The sequence below is a fragment of the Corynebacterium durum genome, from assembly GCF_030408675.1.
Classification (GTDB): Bacteria; Actinomycetota; Actinomycetes; order Mycobacteriales; family Mycobacteriaceae; genus Corynebacterium; species Corynebacterium durum.
On record NZ_CP047200.1, the window covers coordinates 1,875,673 to 1,888,736 of the forward strand.

Sequence of the window (13,064 nt, forward strand, 5' to 3'; positions counted from 1 at the left end):
CGACCCTGCAGGTTACAGCCCTGTCATTCGGGTGGAGTGCTTCTCGACGCCCGCCCCTACCGCAGCCTTACACGCATTACACTGTCACAGCATGGACATCTACGCGGACATCCTGCCTGGCCGCTCTCTGGGTGGATTTGCACTGCTGGAATGCTATGACCAGCGGCTCGGGCTGGAATATGCGCCTATCTCCACACACGCAATCAGATATTCCTTTCCCAACGACACAGTTGAGCTGAACGTGGACGTACAAACAGGCATTATCTACAAAATCTCTGCGCTGACAAACTACAAGGGCACACTGCTTGGCAGCATCCACGTCGGCGACTCTATACCCGATGTTCTGCAGAATGACCCTAGTTTTATCTACGACGACTTCGAAATGGCCTACTTTTCTGAAGGCTCACCCGGAGTCGCATTGGAACCCGACGTGTACGACCCCTGGCCAGAAGATTTCCCATACCTGCGAATAGGCGCCATCACGATATTTGATGCGGAGTACATCAGGAATGCACGAAAGTTAACTTTGGATTACACATGCTAAGTTCCACCAAAAGCTCATGAGTGCGCACCATCAATTTAAGTTCACACGAGATCTGATATCTGCCGGGATGATGTTCACTATTATAGCGGGCGCTACAGATCACTCTCCCATGTTATCATTCGAGCTAAAAATATTCCCCTTGATTGACACGCTAAAATCCCGATAAATTAGCAACTTTACAGATAAGTATTGACATGATTCTAGATAGACAATACACTTATTAAATAATGACTTCTCATCAAGCATGATAAATACTATGGCGAAAGAGGTTATTTTGCATGTTCATGCGATCGCAAGATGGTTGAATCAGGAATAATCGCAGGAAGTTTAGAGGTTTCGGAGAAAATACCATGGCACTAGCTGCCGCAACACATTTCAAAAACACTCTATGCAATCCACTTAAGCGAGGATGATGATTATGCGAAAATTGCCGAGCCCCAGAAATAAGTATGAGGCCGCGTCATTGTGGTGTTCGGCCGCAATTGTAATTTTCCCATTCGTCGGCGATTCGCTGTTTCATCTTTTTCCTAAAGGTAGTCTTTCGGCAATTACTTGGACCATTCCTCTTGGGATCATTCCAGGAATGCTGGCATGGTTAGGGCGTAGTCTGCGCTGTGGGATACTGGCTTTCTTTGCGGCCTTTTCCCCGGTTTTTCTTCTCTGGGTATCGTATTACGTCTTTATGATTCTCTACATTGTTTCTGGAGGTAAGATAAAGTCGGTGTAGCCCATCCCCACCGCCGCTCCCCTTCCCCGCCACGAGTATCCTATCCTCATGCTTTACACTGTGCTGGCCTACTTGATCTGGGGTTCGTTCCCCGCGTTCTTCCCGTTGTTGAAGCCAGCAGCCCCGCTGGAGATCTTGGCGCATCGTGTGGTGTGGACTGCCGTGTTCATGCTCATCTTGATTGTCGCGACGAAGGCGATTCGGGAGCTGCGGGCGGCGGATCGTCGTACGTGGTTGAGTATTGGCGCGGCGTCGATAATTATTGCGGTGAATTGGCTGTTGTATGTGATTGCGGTGAACTCGGGGCACGTGTCGGACGCGGCGTTCGGCTATTTTATTAACCCTCTGGTGAATGTGCTGCTGGGCATGGTGTTTCTTGGCGAGCGGCTGCGTAACCTGCAGAAGATCAGCGTGACCATTGCCGCCTGTGCGGTTATCATGCTCACCATCGCTAGTGGTCAGCCGCCGTTGTTGGGGTTGGGGCTGGCGTTTAGTTTCGGCTTTTACGGCCTGATCAAAAAACGCGTGAATGTCTCGGCGGCGGCGAGTCTCGCGGCGGAAACGATGGTGCTTTTCCCTATCGCGCTGCTGTACCTGGTGTTTTTGACGACCCAACACCAAAGCACGTTCACGGGTTTCGGCGCGGGGCACACGGCACTGCTGATCAGTGCCGGCCTTGTGACCGCGGTTCCGCTGCTGTTGTTCGGCTTGGGTGCCAAGATGATTCCCCTGTCCACGGTCGGAATGTTGCAGTATATGACACCGACGATGCAGATGTTGTGGGCGGTGTTCGTGGTGGATGAGCAGCTGACGCCGATCCGCTGGGTGGGCTTCGTGATCATTTGGATCTCGGTCGCCATTTACCTCACCGACATTGTTGTGGCACGCCGTTCCACCGCTTAAACACGCTTAACCACGCTTAACGACGCCGCGGCAACCTCACCGCCTCACTGCGTGACGTTGGGATTGTCAGGGATTGAGGTACTTTCCTTGTCAAGTACCTCAATCCCTGACAAATAACACCTTTTGAACTGGGCTTTTGTGAGGGGTGATGTCAGAAAATGATGAGGTTTATGAAAACCCCCTACAACACCGGCTTAATCCCAAACTTCCCCCACGCGGCATCTGCGGGCAAAGATTCAACACACATAACCCTCTGGTCAGAACGTATTTTTTCCTTAGCTGACCCGTTGGTGTACACGATCAGCCCGGCGATGGGCGCGTCACCGGCCCAGCGTCGGAACACGTCTTCGCGCGTCGCCCCCGCAACGGGTTCCGGCAGGGCAACGGGCGCGTTTTCATAGGGCACCACGGCACTCACACGCCCAACTCCAGACCCACCAGAGCCAGCAAAACCCACAATCTCGGCCGCCTCCCTAGCCCCCAATGGTTGCGTGAAGGTAACCAGGGCGAAGGAGTCCGCGGCGTCGATACGCGTGTTGCGGCAGCGGGCGATGTAGGCTTCTATGCTTTCGCCATTGTTGCGGCCCACGCTGTCGCCGTTGAAGTGCGTGGGTGCAGAGGAAGTAGGGTCACTGGATTGCCACGCCATGATCCCGACGAGTCCAAGAAGCCCCGCCCCTGCGAGTACAGCAACCCCGGCGCGAAACCTGTCAACCTTGTCTAAGGACATCCAGGGCGCCTTGCAGGTCGTCGGGATAGGGGGCGTGGAATTCAACGTAGCGGCCGTCGGCGGGGTGCGTGAATCCGAGGCTGACGGCGTGCAGCCATTGCCGGTCGAGCCCGAGGCGTGCGGACAGCGCCGGGTCGGAGCCGTACATGGGATCGCCGCAGCAGGGGTGGTGCAGGGCGGAGAAGTGGACGCGGATTTGGTGGGTGCGGCCGGTTTCCAGGTGTATTTCCAGCAGCGTTGCCTCGCGGAAGGCTTCGAGGGTGTTGTAGTGGGTGACGGAGTGCTTGCCGTCGGTGGTCACGGCGAATCGCCAGCCTGCTGAGGGGTGCCGCCCGATGGGTGCTTCGATGGTTCCTTGCAGCGGATCGGGGTGCCCTTGCACGAGTGCGTGGTAGGTTTTGGTGACGCTGCGGTCCCGGAAGGCGCGTTTGAGCACGGTGTAGGCGCGTTCGGAGGCTGCGACCACCATCACCCCGGACGTACCCACGTCGAGCCGTTGTACTATGCCTTTGCGTTCGGGCGGCCCCGAGGTGGAGATGCGGTAACCAGCGGCGGCGAGCCCGCCGATCACGGACGGTCCTTCCCAGCCGACGGTGGGGTGCGCAGCCACGCCGACGGGTTTGTTCACCACGATGATGTCGTCGTCGGAGTGGAGGATGTCCATGCCTTCGACGGGTTCGGCTTTGGGCAGCAGCGGCTCGGGGGCTGCGGGCAGGGTGACGTCGAGCCAGGTATCGGCGGCGAGCCGGTCAGACTTGCCGACGGCCGCGCCGTCGACAAGCACATCACCAGCTTGCGCGAGTTCGGCGGCGACGGTTCGGGAAATACCCAGGAGTTTCGCCAGCGCGGCATCGACCCGCATGCCGTCGAGCCCTTCAGGAACCATGAGGTGCCGACTCTCACGGTTACTCATCGCGCCACCTCACTTTCCGTAGCAGCCCCCTGTCGCCGCGCATCCAGGAAGGCGGACACAACGAACAGCGCGACGCCGACGGTGATGGCGCTGTCGGCGACGTTGAAAATGGCGAAGGACCCAACAGAGATGAAGTCCACCACGTGCCCCACAAAAAACGCTGGCGCCCGGAAGAGCCGGTCAATGAGGTTCCCCAAAGCCCCACCGGCAACCAGCGCGAGGCTCACGGCGGTGGTCAGGGTGCGTATGCGCGGCGCATAGAAGGCGATGGCAATGATGTAGCCAAGCTGTATCAGGGTAAAAATCCAAGTCATGCCCTGCCCGAAGGAGAAGGCGGCACCAGAGTTGAAGATGAGAAAGAAGCGGAACCAGTCACCAATGATGGGGTACGCCACGCCCGGTTCTAGCCGTGCGAGGACGATTATTTTTGTTATCTGATCGATGATGCCCACGGTGATGGCGATGGCCAGCATCGCGAGCCTAAAGCTCCGTTTCGGTCGTGTCACGTAGTCCATCTTCCCCTAAAATGGCCGCTATTCCTATTTGAAACTGTACCTGGGAGGGTAGTCTGATCGTCGTGCGAAGAACCATGTCAGTTGTATGCTGCGTCGTTGCTGCGTCGTTGCTGGTGGCGTCGTGTGGATCGAATTCCTCATCGGAGGATCCGGCAGCGGCCCAGCAGACCATTTCGCTGCCTGTCGACGCCCCCCGCATCACCCTCACCAACCCCGGTTCGGGCGAACAGCAGGTGCTGGCGTTTTCCGGCGCGCCCGAGCAGTCCGTCCCCGTGACGGTGACCAGCGGGTTTAGGCAGCAGACGCTGTCGGGTGACGACGCCGCGACACTCTCCGAGTCACCCGAGTCGCCGTCAGGTGCTGTGGATTCGACGTTTTCCTCCACAGTGTCAGTAGCAGCTGGACAGGGCGAAGAGGAAGATGTGGTGCTCACCTTCAACGACCTCAACGCGGGCAAAGAGGACATGTCCTCAGCATCGGGATTCACCATGGCGTGGGATCGCGCTAAATCCGGCCAGGTGAGTATGGTGCGTTTCGGCGCACCGACGGGAGCCACGGATGAGGCGCGCGCTGTGGTGGAACGCCAGGCCATGCGCATGCTGTCCCTACCGGTGGTGTTTCCCACCGATGCCGTGGGTGTGGGCGCCCAGTGGACAGTGGATAGCCGGGTGGCTGGGGAATCCGCTATGCTGCAAACGCTGACGTACACGCTAACTTCTGTGAAGGATTCGACCGTTGAGCTGGATGTTTCGGTGGAACAGCGCCCCACCGTGGGCGCTATTCCCATTGATGGCGGCGGCGAGCTGAAAGTGCTGAGTTCCCGCACTGCCTCGGCGGGTCACTTGCGTCTTGATCTCTCCCAGGCGTTGCCTCCGGCGGGGAACGTGGAGTTCACCACACGCGTGATACACGGTCAGGATGACTCCCCGACCCGAGTGACCCAGGACTCCTCCACTGCTCTCACGTTCGGCAATCCTTAACAATTCCCTTGCGTTATCTAACTATCTACTATAGGTAGTCTGGCAATTTCGGTGAGGTTTTGGTGAGGTATCCTCATCTTACAAAAAGTATTGATACGCTGGCCATTTACAGAGTAGCCTATCCACTAACTGTTGGGTTGAGAGTTAAAGGATGAGGTTGTGAACCAACACCGGATTCGAGTGAGCACTGTGTGCGCAATGGCTGCATTGACCCTGGCGATGGGCCAAAACGCGGCGGCTGTAGAAAGGGTGGAGAGGACAGAAAGGACGTCGGAAAGAAGCACCGAACGGACAACAGAACGCACCACGGAGCGGAGTCCAGAGCAGAAAACGCAACAGCACAATACGCAGCAGCAAAAACAGCAGAGCGCGGGCCTGACCCCCTTGTCTGCCGATGCCATTGAGTCAGTGGATAAACCTCAGCCCGGTGGCGAGTTCACCGACCCCGCCTACGGAACCCACGTTCACCGCGCCACGGCCGCGTCCGATGGCGAAGGCGGCCGCATGCGCCACGAATACTCCCGTAGGCAGGCGTTCAACGCTGACAACTCCCGTTATCTCACGCAAGACGGTCGCGGAGCCTGGTACCTCTACGACGGGAAAACCTTCCGCAACCTGGGTGCTATTGAAACGCTCGCAGGCGATTGTGAACCCATCTGGCACCCCACCGATCCGAGCCTCATCTACTTCACCGACCGCAACGGCGGCACCACCTGGTGGACCTACAACACCACCACCAAGAAAAAAGACGTGGTGTTCGACTTCACAGGTAAAACCCCGTGGCCGGATGCGACCTCCTACTGGACCAAGGGAGAAGGCACCACCAGTGCCGACGGCCGCTACCTCTCCCTCATGGCCACCAGCTACAACGAATCCACGAAGGAAAAGAAAATCTACGGCCTGCTGACCCTGGATATTCGTGAAAAGAAAATCGTAGGCACACTGGATGCTAAAGACTTCCCCGTCCCCGGCGCGTTCCCCGACCACATCAGCACCTCCGCCAGCGGAAAATACGCCGTGCCCTCGTGGCTGAACGGCCAAGGCGGCACTCGCGCCTACACCTTGGATTTTAAAAAGTCCGTGGAACTCGCCACCGGTTCCGAGCACTCCGACCTGGCATTCGGCCCCAACAAGCAGGACTACTTTGTCTACGCTGACTACGGCAGCGGACAGCTCGTCGCTGTGGATATTGACTCCAAAGAACGCATCGACTTGCACTCCCTCTACCCCGCCTCGGGCGAGGCATACGCCCTGCACGTTAGCGGACAGGCTTTTGACAAGCCCGGCTGGGTAGTGATCTCCACCTACGCCGACTCCGCCAACTACAACACCACCTCCCCCGCCCCGACGCTGCGGCCCGAATACCGAAAAGTGTGGCTCCAGGAACTCAAGCCGAATGGCCGCTCCCTGAACGTCGCTCACATCCGAGCCAACGATAGCAAAGCCACCGGTGACACCGCCTACTTCCTCGAGCCCCAAGCGACCGCCTCCCGCGATCTCAGCCGCATCATTTTCGCCAGCAACCTCGGCGGCACTGACGTGGAAAGCTACGTCGCGGACGTGCCGGAAGTGAAGTAACTTATCGCTTATCGGCACCAGCCTTAAGAACCTCCACATCCCTGAACTCGGCATTCCGCGAGAGCGAGAGAAATGAGGAGCCCCTTATGCTGGTGTCAATCTTTGCCTTAACCCAAACAACAAAAACCCGCGCCATCAAGGCGCGGGTAGAAACTCACACACTCACATTTGCATATGTTATCGCGCAGCAGGCGCGGGGGCTGCCGGGGCCGGGGCGGCACCAGGGGCGGGTGCGGGAGCTGCCGGAGCGGGAGCAGCACCAGGGGCGGGTGCGGGAGCTGCTGGTGCCGGAGCGGCGCCAGGCGCAGGCGCAGGTGCAGCGCCGGAAGGCTGCGGCACAGCCGTGTCGTTGGCACACATGGGCGGTACTTGCTCAGGGGCAACAGTGTTGGTGATCAGGGTGCAGGCCCAGGTTTGGGAGAGTTTCCATACGTTGTCTTCAAAGATGAATTCAACGTTGTCTGCTTTGCGGTTTTCGTTGCCTGGCACGCTGAAGCTCACGGTGGCGAGGACGGAGTTGGGGGTGTATCCGGGGAGGATGGGGTCAACAACCTGGAAGTTTGCGCCGGATTCCTGCTTGGAGCGGGTCATGGTTTCAAAGAGTTCCGGCGCGGACTGGCCACCTTGGACGGTGCGGATTTTGGCTTCGACGGGAGCAGCCGGGTCTGTTGCGGTGGTCAGCACCGTGTTGAGGTCTGCTGCGGTGGGAAGCGTGGCAGCTGCGGCGGTGGTCCGTGCCGCAGAGGTGGTTTCTTTGGAGCCGCTGCTGTCTTTGTCATCGTTGGAGCAGGCGCTGAGGGTGAGCGCTGCTGCAGCTGCGGTGACGATGGCCATGGTTTTTGTGGTGAAAGACTTCAACAGTTCTCCTTGGTTGTTGTGGTGCGTTCGCCTAGCGTCACGCCTAGCATCACGGTCTGCTTTTCATGGTACACGGGGTAGTTCTCTTATGAGATCTTTAAGTAAATCAGATGTATTTCACTGTAACCCTGCTGAACACTTGCCGCTGAGCCATCCCCCTGTTTGTTCGCTGGCCTGGGTGTTGTGGCACGCTTGGGTGCATGACTAAGAAGATTGTTGTGTTCACCACAGGCGGCACGATTGCGTGTACAGCGGGCCCAGATGGTGCTCTCATTCCGACGGTGAGCGGCGAGGATTTGGTGCGCCCGGTGGCGGAGCGTTTCGCGGATTCGTCGATTGTGTGTGAGGTTCGGGAGCTTACTCGCCTTGATTCGTCGAGCATGACGTTTGCTGACGTGGATGAGATTGTGGCGGCGGTGCAGGAAGCGTTCGATGATCCGGAGACCACGGGGGTCGTCGTCACGCATGGTACGGATTCGATGGAGGAGACGGCGATTGCTGTGGATACGTTCCATAGCGATTCTCGCCCGGTGGTGTTCACGGGTGCGCAGAAGCCGTCGAATCACCCGGAGGCGGATGGTCCAGAGAATTTATTTGATGCGATTGTGATTGCTGCGGATGATTCCGCGCGCGATATTGGCTGTCTCATTGTGTTTAATCATGCGGTGATTCCGGCCCGGGGCGCGGTGAAGTGGCATACGTCGGATAATTTGGCGTTTGCGACCAATGGTCCGGAAGAGCCAACTCGCCCGGATCCGATTCTTCCGCACCCGCTCGCGGGTATTCAGGTGGATATTATTCCCGCGTATGCTGGCGCGCCGCGCACGCTTATCGACGCCGCGGTTGCTGCAGGTTCGCAGGGGCTGGTGATTGAGGCGATGGGCGCAGGCAATGTAGGCCGCGAGATGGCCCTGGGCGTGGCGGATGCACTGGACCAGGGTATTCCTGTGATTATTACGACCCGCGTCCCCCGTGGTGAGGTGCATGGATCATATGGTGGCGCTGGTGGCGGCGCAACGCTGGCAGCGAAAGGCGCGCTGGGGTCAACGTATTTCCGTGCGGCTCAGGCGCGGGTGCTGTTGGCTATTGCACTTGCGACGGGCCACCATCCCGCAACCCTTTTTTAAAGAGAGAAGCGCTCACACTCCATTGTTTGCCAGATCTCGGCGGTAAGTCCGGTGCGCTTTTCCACGTAGTCTTCGATGTACTGCCACATGTCGTCACCTGCGTCAGCGAAGGCGTCGCCGGTTTCTTCGATGTAACCTTCCATGTCGATGCGTTCGTCGGTTTTTTCGCCGTCTACAAAGCGTTCAATAATGTAAACTCCTGCGGTGCTGCCGATGGTGAACCTAATGAATTCACCGGAGTTCAGGGTGGCCGTGCCGATGTCTTCCAACACGCCGAGTCCAAGGGTGTAGGTGTCGGTGCGGATCACGTCGACAACACCGGCGGTGACTCCTTCAAATTTTGTGATGCCTTCTGCTTCTACCCCATCAAACATCTGATCAATATCGTCGTTGGTGAGGCGCTGGTCTGCAATAAATCCTGAAATGTCATATCCCATAGGAATTACTATATTTGTTTTTCAAACCAATCGGCCCATTCGAGGCTATTCAGGGGGTCTGCGGCAATGAGATCGGGGTCATCGTCGGGAAAAGTGCGGGTGATTCCGCGTTCGGTGGTGCGGGTTTCAAAACGCACGGACACAATACCGTGCCCTGCACCTTGAACCCAGCCGTGCCCATACTCGGGGTGCCATACGTCTTGGGTGTTAAACCACTGCGCCGCCACGGAAGGTTCTGTTATTTCTACGACCTCATCGTGGTTGTGTGCACGTACTCCAGTTTCGTAGTCAGAATCCACCTCAGGTGTGCTGACCTGTTGGTCAAGTTCGGGAAACAGCACGTTTTGGCGGGCGGCTTCGAGGTTGCTGAATCCCACGCCGACAAGCCGCACTGGTCCGGTTTCGTCAGGGTAGCGCGCGAGTTTGTGAGCCATGGCCCGCAGGGTTGCTTCGTCGTCGGTGGCGTAGAGCAGGGATTGTGAGCGGGATTCGATGCGAAAGTCCGCCATCTTGAGTTTAAGGGTGACGGTACGCGCGCCACGGCCGTCGGTAAGCAGGCGCCGGTAGGCACCGCTAGCGGCGCGGTCGATCGCGGCGTCGATATCCGCGACGGTAGTGAGGTCCTTCGAGTATGTGTGCTCGGCGGAGATTTGCTTGGCAATCGCGCGGGGTTCCACAGGCCGATCGTCGTGGCCTTTCGCGAGCTGCCAGAGCGCCCGCCCCACGGTCGAACCAAGCGTCATGTCCACTTCCACGCCGCTGAGCTTGGCAAAGTCCCCGATGGTAGCCACGCCGATGCGCTGCAGTTTTGTCTCCGCGACAGGGCCGATGCCCCAGAGTTTGCGCACGGGCAGAGGGTCGAGCAGCTCGTGTTCCCGCGCGCGGGGCACCACAAACACCCCGTCGGGTTTTGCCTGCCCGGAGGCAATTTTGGCGTATTGTTTACCGGACCCTGCCCCGATGGAGGAGGTCAGTCCGGTTTCTTCCCGAATCAGCCGCCGCAACCCTTCTCCCCACTCCCGCACCTCATTTTCGGTGGCACCGATGAGCGCAGTGGGCTCCATGAACGCCTCGTCCACGGATAGCTGTTCAATCACGCCTGCATGCCGCGCCACCAGCTCAAACACGCGTTTCGACGCCGCCTTGTACACAACCATCCGCGGCCGCACCACCACCGCCGACAACCCAATCAGCGCCTTTGCCTGGTGCATGGGTGTTGCTGAACGTACCCCAAACGTACGCGCCTCGTAGGACGCCCCAGCGACCACTCCTCGCCCGTCTACTCCCCCAACCACCACAGGTCGCCCTCGCAAGGTTGGTCGGGTCAGCTGCTCCACGGAGGCGAAAAACGCATCCATATCGATGTGCAGGACCCAGCGTTGCATAGGCACCAGAATACTTGTGTGGGTTATGCGTCCGGGTGGAGGCTGCCGTCTTCGGCCACCATGATCACAGGTATACCTGCGGCGCGCCAGACAGCGGCGACATGCTCGCGGTCGTCGACAGCCAGGACGGGTTGGTAGCTGCGCTGAATCTCAACCAGAAGGTCGGCTTTGACCTCGGCGTCGGGGCGCTGGTCACGCCGCTCCCGCATATACATCTCGTCGCAGTGAAGGCCCTGTTCGCGCAGCCACAGGTTCGTGAGCATGGAGTAGTCCGAGGTGCGCGCGGTCACCACGAGCATCGCTAGCCCCTGCTGCTGGAGCTTGAGAAAAAGTTCTTTCACCTCTGGATATGTGGGGCAATTGATGGACTCGCCGTGGAACTTATGAAAGTTGCGGTGATTCGGTTTGTATTGGACATAGTGCCGGATAGAGCGCACGTCGCACAGTGTTCCGTCCATGTCAAAGATCGCAGCTTCTTGCATACAGTCATGGTAGCACATGTGCATATAGTTGATTTGTTTTACAAAGATTTTTGTTACGTTATGCGATAACGATATCTCCGCAGCTTATGCGTTTGATGAAAACTCTTTAATCCAAAGCGTTTTAATTACATGTAAAATGATGATGTATCTACATCTTCGATATTGCTATCGTGGGCAAATTTTATTCACCGCTATTGCCAGGTCGTTCATGGTTTTATAATCAGATCCTGTGAAGAGGATTAAATTACGATTTATATAACGATTAAGTTATCTGCGTGACTTGACCTTCGGTCAACACTAGTCTTTACTGTTCTTAATTCTCGTTATCTACACGCAATCTATCCGCAACTTTCTTGTTACACATCAACAAAAACGACTTCACATTTGCGAAAAACTATGATCATCACTGAATCGATCCCAACTCGGAAGATCATCACCCAGCCGCCGGTGCAGCCTCGGAAGAAGTGGCGTGCCCGCTACGTTGTGTACTTTTTGGACTTTCTCTCCATAACAGCAGCACTGACATTCGGTGCTTTCGCCAGCACGCGGTACAGCACCTACCGCATTGACACGCAGTCCACCGCCCAAGAACTGGCAACCCTCGCCGTTATTACGGCATTGTGGATGGGCATCATCTGGCTCAATCAGGGCTACGCATTCCACTCACGTGTTCATAGCACAATTGGTATCAAGAGTGTTGTGAAATCCAGCCTGTACCTCGCTGGAATTCTGGCTCTCTTCGACACTATTTTCACCACCCCCTTCATTCATCCCTACCTCCTGGTGAGCATTCCGGTAGGCATTGTTCTTATCAGTATCATGCGCGCTGTATCCGCTCTTGCTGTTCGCAGGATCAAGCGACACCGCCCTTCCCGACTACTGTTTGTTGGTAAATCCAGCGACATTTTGGATGTGCTAGGAAACAATTTCAATCTCCGTTTCCCCTACCACCAAATTGCCGCATTTCTGCTTACTGATCCAGAAAATAAGGATGCCCTTCCCCAGCTTGAGGATTGTCACTTCGTTTCCTATCTGCCGGATCACGACGTCGCGCAAACCGCTAAACAGCTCAATTGCGACGCCGTCTGGGTCGCCTCCGTCACTGACTTTGGCAACAAGAACCTGCGCCGCCTCGCATGGAACCTGCGTAGCGTGAAGGCCCGCCTGTACCTGGAGCCCATGATTGAAGGTGTCGCGGAGACCCGCCTGCACCCCATGCCCATCGGCCCCCGCACGGTCTTGTCCGTGGATCGCCCCCGTATTCGCGCGGCCAATGGCTGGATCAAGCGCGCCTTCGACATTGTGTTCTCCGCCGCCATTTTGGCGCTAATCTCCCCGATCATGCTGGCCACAGCCTTGGCCATCAAGCTGGAGGACGGCGGCCCGGTGTTCTACAAGAGCGAACGCATTGGCAAGAAGGGCAAACCCTACAAAGTATGGAAGTTCCGCAGCATGTGCATTGATGCGGAAGAGAAAATCCAGGCGCTGATCAAGGAAACCGGCGGACAGTCCCTGCTGTTCAAGATGAAGGACGATCCGCGCGTCACCCGCGTGGGCAAGTTCATCAGGAAATACAGCATTGACGAACTCCCGCAGTTCTTCAACTCCCTGAACGGCACCATGAGTGTGGTCGGCCCCCGCCCGCAGGTGCAGCGCGAGGTGGACGAGTACGACGCCGACATGTACATGCGTTTGGAGGTTCCACCAGGAATCACGGGCTTGTGGCAGGTCAGTGGCCGCTCAAACCTCAGCCCGCAGCTGGCCCAAGCCCTGGACCTGTATTACGTGGACAACTGGACATTTACCCTTGACATGCGCATCATCTTTGCCACACTGAAGGCAGTCCTGAAGTCCGAGGGTGCTTACTAATCTTTTTATTGCCGGG

13 protein-coding genes are annotated in these 13,064 nt (G+C 57.4%); 6 read left to right on the plus strand and 7 right to left on the minus strand.

Annotated elements, in window-relative coordinates; genetic code table 11:
• Positions 1 to 91 precede the first annotated feature (91 nt).
• Together CDUR_RS08720 and rarD are read left to right on the plus strand one after the other, a co-directional pair.
• Entirely contained in the window at positions 92 to 544 is a 453-nt protein-coding gene (locus tag CDUR_RS08720; protein WP_179417912.1) for a hypothetical protein, read from the plus strand.
• 775 nt (positions 545 to 1,319) lie between these two features.
• Positions 1,320 to 2,174: an EamA family transporter RarD gene (gene rarD, locus CDUR_RS08725; protein ID WP_179417913.1), complete on the plus strand. Its 855-nt coding sequence runs from the start codon at positions 1,320 to 1,322 to the stop codon at positions 2,172 to 2,174.
• Between the two features lie 181 nt (positions 2,175 to 2,355).
• Here rarD and CDUR_RS08730 read toward each other — a convergent pair whose 3' ends face one another.
• Genes CDUR_RS08730 through lspA form a run of 3 tightly spaced genes read right to left on the minus strand, consistent with a single transcriptional unit; the run spans position 2,356 to position 4,290 of the window.
• On the minus strand, positions 2,356 to 2,904 hold the full coding sequence (locus CDUR_RS08730) for a hypothetical protein (RefSeq protein ID WP_179417914.1): 549 nt from the start codon (positions 2,902 to 2,904) through the stop codon (positions 2,356 to 2,358).
• Positions 2,885 to 3,817, minus strand: coding sequence for an RluA family pseudouridine synthase (locus CDUR_RS08735; protein WP_179417915.1), 933 nt, complete (start codon positions 3,815 to 3,817; stop codon positions 2,885 to 2,887). The genes CDUR_RS08730 and CDUR_RS08735 overlap by 20 nt, the downstream gene beginning before the upstream one ends.
• A complete protein-coding gene (lspA, locus tag CDUR_RS08740) occupies positions 3,814 to 4,290 on the minus strand; it encodes a signal peptidase II (RefSeq protein WP_179419087.1) in 477 nt (158 codons plus the stop codon). Before lspA ends, CDUR_RS08735 begins: the two co-directional genes overlap by 4 nt.
• Before the next feature lie 116 nt (positions 4,291 to 4,406).
• On the opposite strand from lspA, the gene CDUR_RS08745 reads away from it, so the two are divergent.
• Positions 4,407 to 5,312: a DUF6263 family protein gene (locus CDUR_RS08745; RefSeq protein WP_179417916.1), complete on the plus strand. Its 906-nt coding sequence runs from the start codon at positions 4,407 to 4,409 to the stop codon at positions 5,310 to 5,312.
• Between the two features lie 198 nt (positions 5,313 to 5,510).
• The gene (locus tag CDUR_RS08750) at positions 5,511 to 6,890 is read left to right on the plus strand and encodes a hypothetical protein (RefSeq protein ID WP_179417917.1); all 1,380 of its coding nucleotides are present in this window, start codon (positions 5,511 to 5,513) and stop codon (positions 6,888 to 6,890) included.
• A gap of 177 nt (positions 6,891 to 7,067) precedes the next feature.
• On the opposite strand, the gene CDUR_RS08755 is transcribed toward CDUR_RS08750, so the two are convergent.
• Positions 7,068 to 7,724 (minus strand): WKL family lipoprotein, encoded by a 657-nt coding sequence (locus tag CDUR_RS08755; protein ID WP_179419088.1) that lies wholly within the window; start codon positions 7,722 to 7,724, stop codon positions 7,068 to 7,070.
• Positions 7,725 to 7,948: 224 nt separating this feature from the next.
• On the opposite strand from CDUR_RS08755, the gene CDUR_RS08760 reads away from it, so the two are divergent.
• A complete protein-coding gene (locus tag CDUR_RS08760) occupies positions 7,949 to 8,875 on the plus strand; it encodes an asparaginase (protein ID WP_179417918.1) in 927 nt (308 codons plus the stop codon).
• Here the strand turns inward: CDUR_RS08760 and CDUR_RS08765 are convergent.
• From CDUR_RS08765 to CDUR_RS08775, 3 genes are read right to left on the minus strand one after another with little or no spacing between them, the layout of a single operon-like run.
• Positions 8,872 to 9,312 carry a hypothetical protein gene (locus CDUR_RS08765; protein WP_006063872.1) on the minus strand — a complete coding sequence of 147 codons (441 nt, stop codon included), beginning with the start codon at positions 9,310 to 9,312 and terminating at the stop codon, positions 8,872 to 8,874. The two genes, CDUR_RS08760 and CDUR_RS08765, sit on opposite strands and share 4 nt — an antisense overlap.
• Positions 9,313 to 9,320: 8 nt before the next feature.
• Positions 9,321 to 10,697, minus strand: a complete 1,377-nt coding sequence (locus CDUR_RS08770) for a DNA polymerase IV (protein WP_179417919.1) — start codon at positions 10,695 to 10,697, stop codon at positions 9,321 to 9,323.
• Positions 10,698 to 10,720: 23 nt separating this feature from the next.
• On the minus strand, positions 10,721 to 11,179 hold the full coding sequence (locus CDUR_RS08775; protein WP_179417920.1) for a phosphatase domain-containing protein: 459 nt from the start codon (positions 11,177 to 11,179) through the stop codon (positions 10,721 to 10,723).
• 396 nt (positions 11,180 to 11,575) lie between these two features.
• Here CDUR_RS08775 and CDUR_RS08780 point away from each other — a divergent pair, with 396 nt between their 5' ends.
• A complete protein-coding gene (locus CDUR_RS08780) occupies positions 11,576 to 13,048 on the plus strand; it encodes a sugar transferase (protein WP_179417921.1) in 1,473 nt (490 codons plus the stop codon).
• Positions 13,049 to 13,064: the final 16 nt, after the last annotated feature.

What these genes read in the sequence shown, in the direction of transcription:
- lspA (WP_179419087.1), bottom strand. Translation starts at nt 4,290, where the DNA reads ATGCTGGCCATCGCCATCACCGTGGGCATCATCGATCAGATAACAAAA.
- rarD (WP_179417913.1), top strand. Translation starts at nt 1,320, where the DNA reads ATGCTTTACACTGTGCTGGCCTACTTGATCTGGGGTTCGTTCCCCGCG.
- CDUR_RS08745 (WP_179417916.1), top strand. Translation starts at nt 4,407, where the DNA reads ATGTCAGTTGTATGCTGCGTCGTTGCTGCGTCGTTGCTGGTGGCGTCG.
- CDUR_RS08765 (WP_006063872.1), bottom strand. Translation starts at nt 9,312, where the DNA reads ATGGGATATGACATTTCAGGATTTATTGCAGACCAGCGCCTCACCAAC.
- CDUR_RS08730 (WP_179417914.1), bottom strand. Translation starts at nt 2,904, where the DNA reads ATGTCCTTAGACAAGGTTGACAGGTTTCGCGCCGGGGTTGCTGTACTC.
- CDUR_RS08770 (WP_179417919.1), bottom strand. Translation starts at nt 10,697, where the DNA reads ATGCAACGCTGGGTCCTGCACATCGATATGGATGCGTTTTTCGCCTCC.
- CDUR_RS08775 (WP_179417920.1), bottom strand. Translation starts at nt 11,179, where the DNA reads ATGCAAGAAGCTGCGATCTTTGACATGGACGGAACACTGTGCGACGTG.
- CDUR_RS08780 (WP_179417921.1), top strand. Translation starts at nt 11,576, where the DNA reads ATGATCATCACTGAATCGATCCCAACTCGGAAGATCATCACCCAGCCG.
- CDUR_RS08720 (WP_179417912.1), top strand. Translation starts at nt 92, where the DNA reads ATGGACATCTACGCGGACATCCTGCCTGGCCGCTCTCTGGGTGGATTT.
- CDUR_RS08750 (WP_179417917.1), top strand. Translation starts at nt 5,511, where the DNA reads ATGGCTGCATTGACCCTGGCGATGGGCCAAAACGCGGCGGCTGTAGAA.
- CDUR_RS08735 (WP_179417915.1), bottom strand. Translation starts at nt 3,817, where the DNA reads ATGAGTAACCGTGAGAGTCGGCACCTCATGGTTCCTGAAGGGCTCGAC.
- CDUR_RS08755 (WP_179419088.1), bottom strand. Translation starts at nt 7,724, where the DNA reads ATGGCCATCGTCACCGCAGCTGCAGCAGCGCTCACCCTCAGCGCCTGC.
- CDUR_RS08760 (WP_179417918.1), top strand. Translation starts at nt 7,949, where the DNA reads ATGACTAAGAAGATTGTTGTGTTCACCACAGGCGGCACGATTGCGTGT.